This is a genomic window from Bacillus sp. JCM 19034 (assembly GCF_001310635.1).
Classification (GTDB): domain Bacteria; phylum Bacillota; class Bacilli; order Bacillales; family Bacillaceae_D; genus Halalkalibacter.
The window spans coordinates 1-14,784 of sequence record NZ_BAXR01000015.1 but is presented as its reverse complement, the minus strand read 5'-3'; the positions used below and the strand labels follow the sequence as shown (position 1 = coordinate 14,784).

The 14,784-nt window shown below is 38.1% G+C and carries 14 protein-coding genes and 2 pseudogenes; 12 read left to right on the top strand and 4 right to left on the bottom strand.

Annotated features, from left to right (window positions below; genetic code table 11):
* Positions 1-147: 147 nt before the first annotated feature.
* Positions 148-660 carry a hypothetical protein gene (locus JCM19034_RS15970; RefSeq protein WP_062051287.1) on the top strand — a complete coding sequence of 171 codons (513 nt, stop codon included), beginning with the start codon at positions 148-150 and terminating at the stop codon, positions 658-660.
* A 106-nt stretch (positions 661-766) separates the two neighbouring features.
* Here JCM19034_RS15970 and JCM19034_RS15965 read toward each other — a convergent pair.
* Positions 767-2,085 (bottom strand): annotated as a pseudogene (locus JCM19034_RS15965) (Na+/H+ antiporter family protein).
* Between the two features lie 226 nt (positions 2,086-2,311).
* Between JCM19034_RS15965 and JCM19034_RS15960 the strand changes: the two are divergent.
* On the top strand, positions 2,312-2,554 hold the full coding sequence (locus tag JCM19034_RS15960; RefSeq protein WP_062051286.1) for a hypothetical protein: 243 nt from the start codon (positions 2,312-2,314) through the stop codon (positions 2,552-2,554).
* 319 nt (positions 2,555-2,873) lie between these two features.
* On the opposite strand, the gene JCM19034_RS15955 is transcribed toward JCM19034_RS15960, so the two are convergent.
* Together JCM19034_RS15955 and JCM19034_RS15950 are read right to left on the bottom strand one after the other, a co-directional pair.
* A complete protein-coding gene (locus JCM19034_RS15955; RefSeq protein WP_062051284.1) occupies positions 2,874-3,734 on the bottom strand; it encodes a hypothetical protein in 861 nt (286 codons plus the stop codon).
* Positions 3,682-5,556 (bottom strand): tetratricopeptide repeat protein, encoded by a 1,875-nt coding sequence (locus JCM19034_RS15950; protein WP_062051282.1) that lies wholly within the window; start codon positions 5,554-5,556, stop codon positions 3,682-3,684. Before JCM19034_RS15950 ends, JCM19034_RS15955 begins: the two co-directional genes overlap by 53 nt.
* Before the next feature lie 182 nt (positions 5,557-5,738).
* Between JCM19034_RS15950 and galE the strand changes: the two genes are divergently transcribed.
* The gene (gene galE / locus JCM19034_RS15945; protein ID WP_062051280.1) at positions 5,739-6,746 is read left to right on the top strand and encodes a UDP-glucose 4-epimerase GalE; all 1,008 of its coding nucleotides are present in this window, start codon (positions 5,739-5,741) and stop codon (positions 6,744-6,746) included.
* Between the two features lie 66 nt (positions 6,747-6,812).
* On the opposite strand, the gene galU is transcribed toward galE, so the two are convergent.
* Entirely contained in the window at positions 6,813-7,697 is an 885-nt protein-coding gene (galU, locus tag JCM19034_RS15940) for a UTP--glucose-1-phosphate uridylyltransferase GalU (RefSeq protein ID WP_062051278.1), read from the bottom strand.
* Positions 7,698-8,013: 316 nt separating this feature from the next.
* On the opposite strand from galU, the gene JCM19034_RS15935 reads away from it, so the two are divergent.
* The 9 genes and pseudogenes from JCM19034_RS15935 to JCM19034_RS15900 form a co-directional block, all read left to right on the top strand.
* Entirely contained in the window at positions 8,014-9,144 is a 1,131-nt protein-coding gene (locus tag JCM19034_RS15935; RefSeq protein WP_370622104.1) for a glycosyltransferase, read from the top strand.
* Positions 9,145-9,151: 7 nt separating this feature from the next.
* Positions 9,152-10,207: a glycosyltransferase gene (locus JCM19034_RS15930; RefSeq protein ID WP_370622102.1), complete on the top strand. Its 1,056-nt coding sequence runs from the start codon at positions 9,152-9,154 to the stop codon at positions 10,205-10,207.
* An 88-nt stretch (positions 10,208-10,295) separates the two neighbouring features.
* Complete coding sequence (locus JCM19034_RS15925) at positions 10,296-11,045, top strand: glycosyltransferase family 2 protein (protein WP_062051273.1); 750 nt, start codon at positions 10,296-10,298, stop codon at positions 11,043-11,045.
* A 55-nt stretch (positions 11,046-11,100) separates the two neighbouring features.
* Positions 11,101-11,886 (top strand): ABC transporter permease, encoded by a 786-nt coding sequence (locus JCM19034_RS15920; protein WP_062051271.1) that lies wholly within the window; start codon positions 11,101-11,103, stop codon positions 11,884-11,886.
* 10 nt (positions 11,887-11,896) lie between these two features.
* Entirely contained in the window at positions 11,897-12,925 is a 1,029-nt protein-coding gene (locus JCM19034_RS15915; RefSeq protein ID WP_156324015.1) for an ATP-binding cassette domain-containing protein, read from the top strand.
* A 74-nt stretch (positions 12,926-12,999) separates the two neighbouring features.
* Positions 13,000-13,428: a hypothetical protein gene (locus tag JCM19034_RS25235; RefSeq protein WP_156324014.1), complete on the top strand. Its 429-nt coding sequence runs from the start codon at positions 13,000-13,002 to the stop codon at positions 13,426-13,428.
* 36 nt (positions 13,429-13,464) lie between these two features.
* The gene (locus JCM19034_RS15910) at positions 13,465-14,169 is read left to right on the top strand and encodes a hypothetical protein (RefSeq protein WP_156324013.1); all 705 of its coding nucleotides are present in this window, start codon (positions 13,465-13,467) and stop codon (positions 14,167-14,169) included.
* On the top strand, positions 14,124-14,486 hold the full coding sequence (locus tag JCM19034_RS15905; protein ID WP_082394132.1) for a glycosyltransferase family A protein: 363 nt from the start codon (positions 14,124-14,126) through the stop codon (positions 14,484-14,486). The genes JCM19034_RS15910 and JCM19034_RS15905 overlap by 46 nt, the downstream gene beginning before the upstream one ends.
* A 56-nt stretch (positions 14,487-14,542) precedes the next feature.
* Positions 14,543-14,784, top strand: a pseudogene (locus tag JCM19034_RS15900) (glycosyltransferase family 2 protein); the annotation flags it as partial.

The window sequence follows — 14,784 nt, the reverse complement described above, 5'->3', positions numbered from 1 at the left end:
AAAATTAACGGCTTCAGGTTGCGGTTATAGGGTGAATCGCTCAATACGTTCATTATTTGTAGAGGAGTACTGGATACGTCCTGTTCTTTTTAAAATACTAAGATTAGTGCACCGAGTATTCTTACAATACAACGAGGAGTGGTATAGATGAAAAAGTGGATTTTCTTATACAGTGCATTGGCCTTTACTATAGTAGGCTGTAGTCAAGAAAGCAATGAGAATGATTATAGCCAACTAGAATCGGAATATAAGGAGTTACAGGAAAAGCATGAAGAGTTAGTACTTGAATATGATCAACTAAATGCTGAGATTGAGCAATTACGCCAAGAGTTAGAAGAGAATAACATTGATTTGGATGTGAATGAGGAACCTGATGGTGATAACAATGATAATATAGAAGAGGAAGTTCAAGAGGAGATTGCTGTAGGTCTTGACGATTCGCTAACACTTGATCAAGGTTACTATATTATAGGGGCAGACATCCCTGCAGGTCATTATTTTGCACATGCAGACGGTGACCAAACTGGCAATTTAATCATTAAAGGTCCAGATGGGGTGTCAAAGAGCCAAAATACTCTCACAAATGAAGGGATTTCAATCGAATTGGAGCAAGGTGATACATTGGAAATTGACGTATCAACAACAATAACAGTTGAATAAATGATAATATAAAACAAGCACAGTCAGTTTTTTCTGACTGTGCTTGTTTTGCAATCTAATATGAGTATGAAAATTTCCATGTGTAATTTCTAACAGTGACTGGTTCTTATAAAACCATTGCTGCTAGCCAACCAAATATGAAAAGAGGGATATTAAAATGTAAAAAAGTAGGTACACAAGTATCCCAAATATGATTATGCTGTCCGTCAGCATTAAGTCCCGCGGTTGGCCCAAGTGTACTGTCAGAGGCTGGAGCTCCTGCATCGCCTAAGGCACCAGCTGTACCGATTAGAGCGATAATCGCTAATGGAGAAAAACCAGCGGCTACACCTAATGGGACGAATAAAGTAGCGATAATCGGAATTGTCGCAAAAGAAGACCCGATTCCCATCGTAATAAATAACCCGATAATTAGCATGAGAAAGGCTGCTGCAGCTCGATTATCCCCAATAATAGTGGTTGCTTGATTGACAAGTAAATCAACATGACCAGTCTCACGTATGACTGCAGCAAAACCTGAGGCTGTTAGCATCACAAACCCGATGAATGCCATCATCTTCATCCCCTCTGTGACGACACCATCCGCTTCTTTCCACTTTAAAGAACGAGAAGCAAACAGAACAATTAAACCAGATAAAGCAGCAATAATCATTGATTCAAAAACACTTTGGATGATTAACGTGATGATAATCGCAGCACCAGCAGCATAAACGGACCAAACTGTATATTGCTGTTTTGTATCTGAAACACCTAATACCGGCTTACTTTCGTATTGACGTTTCTTGCGGTATGTGATCAGAAGTGCGACCAAAAGTCCAAGAACGAGCCTAGTGTCGGTAAAGCCATTGCTGTTGGAATATCAGATAATGTGACGGTTAATTCATTTTCATTCATATTATCGGCGATGATTTCGTGGAAAATCTTCCCAAACCCGTACGGCAAGAAAATATAAGGTGCTGTTAATCCAAACGTTAATATTGTTGCAATTGCCCGACGGTCAACACCTAATTCATTTAAAATTTGCAAAATTGGTGGAATTAAAATTGGGATAAATGCAATATGAATAGGTACGACATTTTGTGAAAAGCAAGCTACGATTGTTAAAATAAAAAATATTAGTGCTTTTGATAAAGCGGCTTTTCGCGAATCGTTGTTTTTTCCGACTAGGCGTATAACAAACTGAACCATTACGTCTGGTAGTCCTGTTCGAGCAATTGCTACTGCAAAAGCACCTAGAAGAGCATAGCTTAAAGCAACCGTTGCTCCACCACCTAATCCATCATTAAACGTTGATATTGTATGCTCAAAGCCTAAGCCACCTACTAGACCACCTACTAACGCACCAATTGCTAGTGCGAGTACGACATGGACTCTCGATAAACTTAATATGAGCATGATTAAAACAGCAATTAAAACGGCATTCATAAATGATCACTCCAAAAATCCTTTAGTTTATTAAATCACTAATACATGAAAGACCTTATCAAACTATCACTTTTCTGCAAGAATGTCAATTGTTTTTAGAAAAGAGGATATAGGAAAAAAATTGAAAGGATTTCTTACATTAAAAAGGACAATCACTCATAAAAGTCGTAGTATATACATATTAGTAAAGGAACTGATTAAAGTTAAGTGAGAAGGAGTGGTAGTCATGAAAATGGCCTTTGGTCAAAATAAGTATTATTTAGCTGAAATAGATAGCACCCCAACTAAACATCAAGCGGAGCGATGGAGCTGGGATATATACATTTCAACGAATGAAAATGATCAATGTTACGGTAAGGCATTTGCTCCAGGAAGAGGAATTGAAATTCCATGGACACCATTAAGAGAACAAGATTATTTAGCAGAAATGATTGATTTATGTGAACAATCCATTTCACGTCTGTCTTAGATAGGTGATCAAAAAAAGTCCGAGAATATGTTCTTGGATTATTTTTATGGGTAAATATGTCAAAATGTTAGCTAACATGTCGGAATTAAGTATAAGCAGCTCTCCAAATGATCATACTTTTTAAAAAAAAGAAGGAGAGCGTTTATGACGGAAGATCATAATATTATTAAAGGCTTACTATGGGGTTCGATATTAAGCGTTCCGTTATGGCTATCAATATTTGGATGGGTTAAGGTGTTAAAAGCACTATTATAAAAAAACACGGAGGGTGATTTCTCCTCCGTGCTAGCTTATGTAACCTTTTTATTTGGTAAATACTTCATATAACGCTTCTGCAAACGTGATGCCCTTGCTCATTCGGTCTGGCATTTTCAATAAGATTATTTAACTCAGAATCATCAGTTGAAGGCCATGCAAACCAATGATCAGCGTAAATATAATCTTCATCATTGGCAAATTGCTCTAAAGCTTGAGTTTGTTCTAAGTAATAGCCAGCTCCAAATAATGGGTTCCCTGGAAGTAGGATGATTTCAGTCTCTGCTAACTCCGGCTCTAAATGTGAAAGAATTCTTCTTAACATTTCAATTGAATCCTCTTTCATCAAGACACCATTATCATTTAAGAGAAATGGTTCAATCAAAAGTACTTCTGGACGAAGGCTAATCACTTCATCAATATAATCACTCTCGGCTATTTCAAACGTATTTAATCTATCGACATCTACAACATGCATATTAACATCAATATTACCGGCAGTACTTTGTAATAAATCGGTTAGTACATAAGGCCATGATAAATCAACGTCTTCATGGGTTATGGAAGTAGATCCGAATGCAACGATCTCAAGCGAACCATCCGTACCGTATTGCTCAATCCACTCATTGAGCATACCGGTAGCGGATGGGAGTTCCGTACTTGCATCGTCATCACTGACAGTAGGTTCTTTATCTTTATCCTCCTCATTATCGATGATGTCAACATCGATTTGCTGAGCCTCTTCAGCGATAGCTTGTAGTTTTTGCTGGTAGTAATAATGTCCACCAATAATAATGATGATCGCTAAAACGATCGTACTAGTAATTAACGTTGTTTCAAAGCAAATTTTCCGCCCTTCTTTTTCGTAAGAATTATCCCTCTTCGTTTTCTGGTGGTTCTGGTTCCTCAGTAACACCTTTTTCAATAAAGACTGCTGTAATTGATTTTGCTTGATTCATCGTTACTGTCAAGACTTGGTTTGTGCCTGAAGCATCTCCTTCCCAATGGCTAAACTCCCAATTACTACTAGCACGTGCTTCAAGTGTAACAGTGGAGCCTTTTTCTATTCCATGTTGTGAGCGATTTGATAGAACAATTCCTTCACCTCGTCTTCCAACAGATAATTGGACTGTCTCGGGTGTTGCCTGTTCATTTACTTTTTCGCTATTGTATTGCTCATTATTAGCATCATTAGCTGGTTCTTCATCATCTGTTGGAGGTGGAGAATTCACTGGTTTCTCGTTCTTGTTGTTTGGAACATTATTTGATTGCGAGCTTGTATTGTTACTAGATGAACTGTTATTAGTTGTATTACTATCATTTGTGTTAATATGATCTGTTCTTCCTTGATCAATTTGTCTAAAAACTGCTCGTAATGATAGATCCTCATTCATGTCAATCGTTAAAGATGCATTTGTGCTTTCTAATGATCCAGTCCAATGAACAAATTCCCAGCCAGAGTCAGGGGTTGCATGTATCGTAACTGTTTCATTAGGTGAGAAAGTTGAACCAGATTTGTCTTGAGTTACGGTGCCCGAGCCTGACTTTGACAAAGCTAATTGATATTCGTCAGTGTCACGTGCAAAAACGGCTGTAATGGACAAGTTGTCTTCAACTGTAAGGTCATGACTAGTCGATGTGCCATCTAAATCCCCTTCCCATCTGACAAAAGACCAACCTTGAGCAGGCAAAGCTTCAACAGTAATAAGAGTGCCAGGTTCATACGTGTCTTGTTCTGGGAAAATCGTAACGTGTCCTTCTCCTATTGTGTCAGATAAGATCGTATGATTTTCACCAGAAATTCGAATATTAATAGATGATGTTAAACCATCGATCGTTGTGTGGATCGTTTCAATCCCTTCTTCATCGGCAATAAACTGAATCAATTCGTTATTAATCTCAGACTCTTCTATTGTACCAAACCCTTTTTCTAATGACCAATCGGGTTCAACTTCCATAGGGTTGTCATTAGCGTCATAAGCCGAAATAGAAAGCTCAAGCTCGTCATTCACTGCAACAGTTGGCTCATCATCAATATTATCCCATTTAATGTCTTCAACGACTTGCTCTTTTATTTCAATTTCGAGTTCACGTTCAATCGACCCAGTTGTAGCGACAATTGTTGTAGTGCCGATGCTAGAGCCTTTAACTTCTAAACCGAGGTCGTCCTCTACAACTTTTGCAATCTCTTCATTTTGAGAAGTCCATTCAGCATCAAGTGGAATCATGCGTTCCTCACCATCTGACCATACGAGTTGAATAGGACGCCTGTGATCTAACTGAATGAAGGGGCGTTCAATGTGAATGTAAATATCAGCCATAAATTGGTCGTAAGTGTCTTGGAATTCTGTTTGATCCGCTTGCTCAATACCGAGTTCCAATATTGCGATAGCATCGTTTATTTTTGATTGACTCAAAAATAGGTCAACGAGATGTGTATAAAAGATAGAGACTTCTGATTGCAAATCAATTCCTTCTCGGAGTGTTTGCTCGGCTAAATCGAGCCTGGCAATCCCTATATAGCTATGTGCTAATCCAACACGCGCGTTAATATGTAACGGATCAATAGCTAGAATTTCTTTATATAATTCTATGCTCTCATCATAGTGTGCTTGATCAAAGGAGTAATTGGCCTCCCGCTCTAGTTCTTCAATTTTCCCACTAGATTCGAATGGAAACAGAAGTAGCCCTGCTACACTGATAATTAGGACAAAACTAATCATTGAAATGAGCACTTTTTTAGACATGAAAAACACCTTCTTTCCAAATTGAGGATGATGAAAAATGGTTATAAAAGTAGAATTTGCATTAAGACATATGTTCATTATAATAAAATCGCTTAAATAAAGGAACAGTCCTTAGAGAAAAAGAGTGAATGATGTTGAAAGAGTGTCGCTATGGTATAGTAACGATAAAGGAGTGAGAGTCAATGATTCTTGTAACGGGTGGAGCAGGTTACATTGGTAGTCATACATGCCTAGAACTACTTGAAGCAGGTTATGAGGTAGTAGTAGTTGATAATTTAGCTAATAGTCATTATGAATCGATTAGAAGAGTGGAGCAAATCACTGGAAAAACTTGTTACTTTGAACAAATTGATTTGCTTGATCGCGACCAATTAGAGAGCGTATTTGCAAAATATAAAATTGAAGCAGTTATTCATTTGGCGGGTCTGAAGGCTGTTGGAGAATCGGTAGAAATACCGCTACATTATTATCATCAAAATGTAACAGGAACGATTTATTTATGTGAAGTCATGCAAAAATATGGTGTGAAAAAGCTCGTCTTTAGTTCATCGGCAACTGTATATGGAGTATCGGAAGAAGTACCTTTAGATGAAACATCACCGTTAGGAGCAACAAATCCATATGGAAGAACAAAGATTGTAATAGAAGAAATGCTACGTGACCTTTATTGTTCAAAGCCAGATTGGTCAATTGCTTTGCTTCGTTATTTTAACCCGGTTGGAGCACATAAAAGTGGATTAATTGGCGAAGATCCGAGTGGGATTCCGAATAATTTAATTCCATATATTACACAGGTTGCGATTGGAAAGTTAGAACACCTCACTGTTTTTGGTGACGACTACCCGACAAAAGATGGGACAGGGGTACGTGATTACATACATGTTGTTGATTTAGCGAGAGGACATGTGAAGGCGTTGCAAAAGATTGAACAAGAAGCTGGAATTGATGCATACAATTTAGGAACTGGAAATGGTTATAGCGTCTTGGAAATGATTCAGGCGTTTGAAAAAGTAACAGAGCAAACTATTCCCTACGTAGTAAGTGAACGCAGACCTGGTGATATTGCCATCTGTTATGCTGATCCGACCAAAGCGTATAAACAGCTTAATTGGCAAGCGGAAAAAGGGTTAGAGGAAATGTGCCAAGATGCATGGAAATGGCAACAAATGAATCCATTAGGGTATAAATAAAGGAGACAGCGTTGCTTTGACGCTGTCTCTGTTCATTAAAGAATAAGCAATTATTCCGTGTTTTTCTTATTTTACTAGGTTTTCATTTGCTTTCTTTTCAATATATTTCAAAACATCATCACGTAGATCGTTACGGTTAAGGGCAAAATCAATCGTTGCTTGAATAAAGCCAAGCTTATCGCCAACGTCATATCGCTTTCCAGTAAATTCACAAGCTAAGACAGCCTGTTGTTGATTTAGCTTAACAAGAGCATCCGTTAATTGAATTTCATTTCCGGCACCAGGCTCAAGATTTGCTAAAATATCAAAGATTTCTGGGCGCAACACGTAACGTCCCATAATGGCCAAGTTCGATGGAGCCTCTGCTGGTTTAGGCTTTTCAACTAACGTTTCAACATGAAGGACATGCTCTTCGATTTCCGTACCTTTTGGTGCAATAATCCCATATTTTGAAACGTCAGCATCAGCAACTGGTTGAACACCTACAACAGAGGAGTGGTAGCGATTGTACACGTCGATTAGCTGCTTTAAGCATGGAGTATCAGATTCAACGATATCATCCCCTAATAACACCGCAAAAGGTTCGTCACCAATAAAGCGGCTCGCACAAGCGATGGCATGACCTAGTCCTTTCGGTTCCTTTTGTCGAATATAATGAATGTTGGCGATATTCGAGATCGCTTGAACTTCTTCTAACATAGCAAATTTTTCTTTTTGAGCTAATGTCTCCTCAAGCTCGTACGATTTATCGAAGTGGTCCTCAATCGCTCGTTTTCCACGTCCACTAACAATCATAATATCTTCAATTCCGGCAGCTACTGCTTCTTCCACAATATATTGGATTGTTGGTTTATCAACAATTGGAAGCATTTCTTTCGGTTGAGCTTTCGTTGCAGGTAAAAAGCGAGTGCCAAGACCCGCGGCTGGAATAATGGCTTTACGAACTTTCATTACAGTCACCTCTTAAAAAAATACATTTTTATATTTGTTATCCATCTTACCATAAGTATGAGTTGATCTCTCTATTCCAAACAATGTTAATCGTTGGAAGTCTTTCAACTCTATTAAACATCTTTCTATCTTTGAGAGCAACCGTTTTAAATAATTAAACAAGTTAATTAAGTTGGAACTGTGGAATAAAAACAAAATGTTGTGTCACTCTTTGTAATGAGCGAAAGTTAAGCGACTTCCTCAAAGAGAATATGGTATAATCGATTATTGGTTTGTATGTTTAGTGTTTACCGTAAAGGAGAAAGGTCGGTACCTTATGGTGAAGAAAGTGAAAATCCTCTTTTTTATCTATCAAATGGGTGGAGGCGGAGCGGCACGAACGTTATTAAATATTATGAATAATGTTGATCGTGAACGCTTTATTCCATATTTGGTTACGCTTAATATGAACGGTTCATACGAGCGTGAATTAAAGAAGGATATTACGTTTATTAAATTGGAGACAGCACGCTTAAGTCGTTCAATTGGAAGGCTTAAGGAGATTATTCAGGAAGAAGAGATTGACATTGTTTTTAGTACGATCCCACGTGTGAACACGATTGCGATTATTGCCAATCGTTTAGCACGTAGAAAAGCCGTTAATATTATTCGGGAAGCCGATAACTTAGGCGGCAGTGTGAAAGAAAATATCCAGCTCCTTGGCTTTGGTATGATTTACAAGCTGGCTCACCAGATTGTCTCACTATCAGAAGGGGTTAAACGGAATTTAGTTCGACGTTATAAAGTGAAACCTAGCGATATTGAAGTCATCTACAATCCTGTTGACTTGCAAATGATTGAAACGAAGATCGACCAAGGGAAGTTAGATCCTGAACATGAAGCACTATTTGAAACAGCCGATAAAGTGATCGTTACAGCAGGTCGGTTAGTGAAACAAAAGGATCAAGAAACACTTTTGAAAGCTTTTGCCAAAGTGAACGAAACGATAAAATGTCAGCTTATTTTACTAGGTGAAGGTCCATTAAAAGAGAGCTTAGTGTCATTAACGAATCAATTAGAGATTGCAGACCGTGTTCACTTCCTCGGTTTTCAGTCAAATCCGTATCTCTATTTTGCGAAATCCGATCTCTTTGTTTTGACATCGATTCATGAAGGCTTTAGTCATGTCATTGCTGAAGCATTAGCAACTGGAACTCCTGTCGTCGCAACAGACTGTCTGTCAGGTCCAAGGGAAGTGCTCAATCACGGCAAATACGGTCAATTGTGTAAAGTTGCTGATGTAAGAGAAGTGGCAGAGAAAATGCAAATGGTTTTATCATATAACCAAGAAGAGATGGAACAAGTTCGCGTAAAAGGGATTGAACGAGCCGCTCATTTTGATGCGAAGAAAATAGTCGCCCAATATGAGACATTATTTTTACAAACGTTAAAGCGAAAAAAGGTGTGAGGTCGCTTTGGGACAAAAACAAAAGGTCGTCCATATAACAACTGTACATCATCCGCTCGATCCGCGGATTTATTATAAGCAATGTCAGTCATTGCAAAAGGCTGGATACGATGTTACATTCATTGCTCCAAATGCAAAAGAGGTGATTGGGGAAACTAATGTGAACCTCATCTCGCTAAAAAAACAAACAAATCGCCTCAAACGGATGTTTTTATCAACGATTGATGCGTATCGAAAAGCAAAAAAGGTACATGCTGATTTTTATACGATTCATGACCCAGAGCTTTTACCCGTAGCTTGGCTTTTAAAAAAGAAACATAATGTCGTCATTTATGATATACATGAGGATTATGAAACAAGTATTTTACAAAAGGAATATTTACCGAAGCTCTTGCAAAGGGTATTGGCAAAAGGGTATCGCATGATGGAGTCCTTTTTTTCACGGAAGCTGGAGCTTCTTTTGGCAGAAAAATATTATCAAGAGAAATATAAAAGAGGTGTGTGCCTGTTAAATTATCCAATTCTTGATCAAGAACAAATTTCTGCAGAACGGAAGATGGATCAAGCAAGTGATGAGTTGATTTATACTGGGAATCTTTCAGAGACGAGAGGTGCACTTACGCAGGCACGAATTCCTACCTATCATCCAGCTGTGACCGTTCGGTTTTATGGGAAATGTGCACAAGGTTTAGCTGAGCAAATGTATGTCGAAGCTAAAGATAAAAAAGCACAAATTGTCATTAACGGTATTGAGAGCTATGTACCGAAAGCGGAAATTGATCAAGCATATGTAGAGAAACCTTGGATTGCTGGCATTGCACTATTTCCGTATGATCCACATTATATGCGTAAGGAATTAACGAAGTTCTTTGAATATATGAGTCATGGATTGCCTATTCTCTGTTCAAACTTCCCGGTGTGGGAGGCATTCGTTAAAAAATATAAGTGTGGACTAGCGATCGATCCAAATGATCCAGATGCAGTATATGAAGCAATTGAGTTTTTACGGACAAATCGTGAAGAAGCGAAAAAATGGGCGAAAATGGTCGACAAGCCGTTCTAAACGAATTAAATTGGGAGAAGGAACAGGAAAAGCTAATTGCGTGGTATCGTAAGCTAGCCCCTTCTCACCAGTAGAAGAGGGTGAAAAGATGTCTACAGTCTCGATTATTACGCCGGCTTATAACGCCGAAGCGTACATTGCTGAAACAATTGAATCCGTTCTAGCACAAACGTATGAAAATTGGGAAATGCTGATCGTTGACGATTGTTCTACTGATCGAACGGTTGAGATTGTTCAATCCTACGCAGCACGCGAGCCGCGCATTCGCTTCATACAGCTCGATAAAAACCAAGGGCCGGCGATTACGCGTAATACGGCGATTCAAGCGGCAAGTGGACGATATTTAGCCTTTTTAGATAGCGATGATAAATGGCTTCCTGAAAAGTTGGAAAGACAGCTTCAATTTATGAAGGAACGTAATGTTGCTTTTTCATTTACTCAATATCATGTCATCGATCTTGAAGGTAACGAGACGGGCAAGCTCGTTGATGTACCAGAGGAAGCAACGTATGAAGATCTATTGAAGCATAATGTAGTAGGATGTTTAACCGTTTTATTAGATAAAGAAAAAGTTGGAGCGGTAGAAATGGTCGATATTCGATCACGGCAGGATTATGTTCTTTGGCTCCATATATGTAAACGTGGCTTTACCGCATACGGCTTGAAGGAGCCTTTAGCTTTATACCGTGTCGGTCGTCAGTCCGTTTCAAGCAACAAAATAAAAATGGCTAAGCAAAATTGGCGAGTGTATCGAGAAATTGAAGGATTGAACTTAGTAAAGAGCTTGTGGTATTTTGGGCATTATGTTGTGTTTAAGCTTGTGAAGTATGCTAGGTGAGTGGTTAACGTTTTAGTTATAGTTTTAATTTATCGTAGGCGGTGTAGTTTGAAGAATGAAAAATTATATCAATGAACTTTTAAAGCGTAAAGATTTATTAATATATTTAGTTAAATCTGGATTAAAGGCTGAACACCGTAATAGCTATTTAGGTTATTTTTGGTGGTTATTAGATCCATTATTAAATGTGGCTGTTTATTTTTTTCTTGTTGCAATTGTATTAGGGAGAGCTGGTGATGACCCTCGTGAATATCTTGTTTATTTAGCAATCGGATTAATCTCTTGGCGTTGGATAAGTACAACAGTGAATTCATCGGCAAAATCAATCACGAAATATTCTTCTATTATTAATCAAGTCTATTTGCCAAAGTCTATTTTCCCATTTGCATTCACGTTCTCACAGCTTTTCAATTTTGGGTTTGGATTAATAGTTATTGCGATTTTTCTAATCTTTAGCGGGACAATACCAGGATGGCAAGTTGTTTATCTGCCATTTATTATCGTTGCACAATTACTCTTTTTAATTGCGATAGGCTTAATGTTAGCTTACTTTAATGTCTTTATTCGCGATATTGATTATGTCTTAACTCACGTAACGAGAGTTATGTTTTATGCATCACCGATTATTTGGATGGGCCGTTTAAGTGGTACATCATTTAGCTGGATTGTTGACTATAATCCAGTTGCAATCCTAGTAAATAGCTATCGGGATGTTCTAATGTATCACTCCACTCCCGATTTAGTTGCATTAATGATCATTGCTGTTGTTTCATTAATGGTCAGCTTTGGTATGCTCTATCACTATAGTCGAAACGAACATAAAATAATTAAAGCATTGTAAAGGAGTTACTATGTATAAAGATAACATCTTAACTGACCAGAACCGAGAAGTAGTGATTCGAGCTGAAAATCTCGGTGTATGTTTCCCTGTTGGTAAACGAGATGATTATAAATCAAAAATGATTAATATATTTAAGAGAAAGGAATCAGAAACAAAGGAAAAGTTCGTTTGGCCGATGAAGCATATTGATTTTCAAGGCTATAAAGGTGAAGTTTTAGGGGTTATTGGATCAAATGGTTCAGGGAAAACAACGTTATGTAAATTAATTTCAGGTATTTTGCAGCCGGATGAAGGTTCCATTGCTGTTGATGGGAGCGTCACGGCCTTATTCTCGTTAGGGATGGGCTTTAAAAAGGAGCTAACAGGTCGTGAAAATGTCTATCTAAATGGAATGATGCTCGGAATCGATAAAGAAAAAATAGCTGAATATATAGATGAAATTCAACAATTTGCCGATTTAGGAGATTTCTTAGATCAGCCGATGAAATATTATTCTAGTGGAATGAAAGCAAGACTTGGCTTTAGTGTGGCGTCACATATGGAGCCTGAAGTGTTAATTTTAGATGAAGCTCTAAATACAGGAGATCGCGAATTTAGCCAAAAAGCAGCTCAGAAAATGCGTGAGCTTGTTCAAAAAGCGAAAATGGTTATTTTAGTAACACATAGCTTGAAGTATGCCAAAAGGAATTGTGATCGTTTAATTTGGTTAGATAAAGGTGTTATTCGAGCTGTTGGTGATCCTACTGAAGTGGTTGAACAATATAAAAAATCAATACCAGCACGGAAAAGGAAAAAGCGGGAGAAACTAGAGCTTGAAAAAACAGCTACTGCGATTGTGGATCAGGCTATTATAAAAGCAGAAAAAATCGCGGTTTCTTTCCAACTGAATAAAAAACCATTTTGGGCATTGAAAGATATTAGCTTTGAAATAAAAGAAGGAGAAGTTGTTGGGATCATCGGTCATAATGGTGCTGGGAAAAGTACGCTGACAAAGGTGTTAACAGGATCCTTCGTCCAGAGGAAGGTTCTTTACAGCTAAATGGTGAAACAACTTCTCTGTTAAGCTATGGAGCGGGATTCAATGAACAATTAACAGGAACTGATAATATCTACTTGAATGGAATGTTACTTGGAATTAACCGAACGAAAGTAGAAAACGACTATCCTGAAATAGTGAAATTTTCCGGATTAGAGAAAGCGATCGATAAACCTGTCAAAAATTACTCAAGTGGGATGAAGGCACGTTTAGGTTTTAGTATCGCAGCCACACTTCAACCTGATATATTTATTATCGATGAGGCTCTATCAACAGGTGATATCGCTTTTCAACAAAAAGCTAGTGAACGTATTCAGGATATGATGGAAAAAGCAAAAGCAGTGATTATTGTGACACATAGTATGTCCTTAACAAGACAATTGTGTACGCGAGCAATTTGGATGGAGAGAGGACAAATTCGCTACGATGGAGAACCTGAAAAGGCGGTAGAGCTGTATCAAGAGAGTATTCAAAAAAAGCGTGAAAGATTGAAAAATAAAGGATAAAGCGGACAACGGCGGTGATAAGTAGTGTTACGATTGGTGAAAAAAGGAGTTATATCATCGGTTGATTGGTTTTTATATCAATTTTTAAGCGTAAGTCAAAAAGAAAAGCTAGCGAACATGCTTACTGAAAAGCAAAAAGAGACGTTAAAAAGGCTGATGAACCCAGGTAAGAAACGTGCACAAATCCGTAAAATTGAACGAATGAAATATCGCTTATACGAACTAGGGTTTAGTGAGAAAGCTGTAGATGATTTAAAGTTACTTATCGAAGAGGATCATTTTTTAAAGAAATATGCAGCGTGGGAGCTAGCTGTTTGGTATGTCAATCAATATTGTAAAGACGGTGCTGAGCAATGCCTTTATTACCTTGAAATTGCATTGGATGGTGAGAAAGACAATGGTGCTATTCGTCGAGCAAAGATTTTACAAGCTGAGTGCTATCAACGGTTAGGTAACACAATTCAAGCTTACCAATTGTTAGAGGCAGAGTTAAAGCACTCTCAACATGTTGACCTTTACCTTGGTCTCGTTAGTTTATCTGGGGATGTTAAGGAGAAGGAGCAGTTGTTAAATGAAATGTATGCGATGTATCACCTTTCGCCAATAACATTTGCAGGTGAGGATCATAAAACTCTCTACGACCGTTTAACTAGCCTCCTAGCCATTCTACTGACAAAAAAGCAAAAGTATCAGTCATTATACCAGCGTATAATTCCGCAGATACAGTTGGTACGTCAATAGAAGCGATGCTACAGCAAACTTGGAGTAACCTTGAAATTCTTGTTGTTGATGATTGTAGCACGGATCATACGAAAGAAGTCATTATGAAATATGTTAAGCAAGATGAGCGGGTTAAATGCTTGAGTACTCCAGAGAATGGAGGAGCATATGTAGCACGAAATGTTGCCCTACAAATAGCAACAGGTGATTATGTCACTATTAATGATGCGGATGATTGGTCACACCCTGAGAAGATAAAACTCAGGTTGAACATCTGGAAGCAAATCAGTCCATTATTGCTAATTTCTCTAACCAGGCAAGAACGACGAATCAGTTAACCTTTTATCGTCGTGGTAAGCCAGGTATTTACACATTTGCAAACATGTCCTCATTTATGTTTAGACGTAAAGAAATTGTAGAAAAAATTGGTTATTGGGATAGCGTCCGCTTTGCTGGGGATTCAGAATTTGTCAAACGGATTAAGATTGTTTTTGGTGAAAGGTCTGTCGTCTATTTGGAAACAGCACCTCTGTCTTTTCAACGTCAAACGGAAGAGTCCTTGACCGGAAATTCAGCCTTTGGCTTTCCGGGATATTTCATGGGTGCGAGAAAAGAATATAAGGAAGCTCATGAAGA

Bases quoted from the DNA above. Each gene is read 5' to 3' on its own strand.
- JCM19034_RS15915 (WP_156324015.1), top strand. From the start codon at position 11,897: ATGTATAAAGATAACATCTTAACTGACCAGAACCGAGAAGTAGTGATT.
- galE (WP_062051280.1), top strand. From the start codon at position 5,739: ATGATTCTTGTAACGGGTGGAGCAGGTTACATTGGTAGTCATACATGC.
- JCM19034_RS15970 (WP_062051287.1), top strand. From the start codon at position 148: ATGAAAAAGTGGATTTTCTTATACAGTGCATTGGCCTTTACTATAGTA.
- JCM19034_RS15925 (WP_062051273.1), top strand. From the start codon at position 10,296: ATGTCTACAGTCTCGATTATTACGCCGGCTTATAACGCCGAAGCGTAC.
- JCM19034_RS15950 (WP_062051282.1), bottom strand. From the start codon at position 5,556: ATGTCTAAAAAAGTGCTCATTTCAATGATTAGTTTTGTCCTAATTATC.
- galU (WP_062051278.1), bottom strand. From the start codon at position 7,697: ATGAAAGTTCGTAAAGCCATTATTCCAGCCGCGGGTCTTGGCACTCGC.
- JCM19034_RS15920 (WP_062051271.1), top strand. From the start codon at position 11,101: ATGAAAAATTATATCAATGAACTTTTAAAGCGTAAAGATTTATTAATA.
- JCM19034_RS15935 (WP_370622104.1), top strand. From the start codon at position 8,014: ATGGTGAAGAAAGTGAAAATCCTCTTTTTTATCTATCAAATGGGTGGA.
- JCM19034_RS15960 (WP_062051286.1), top strand. From the start codon at position 2,312: ATGAAAATGGCCTTTGGTCAAAATAAGTATTATTTAGCTGAAATAGAT.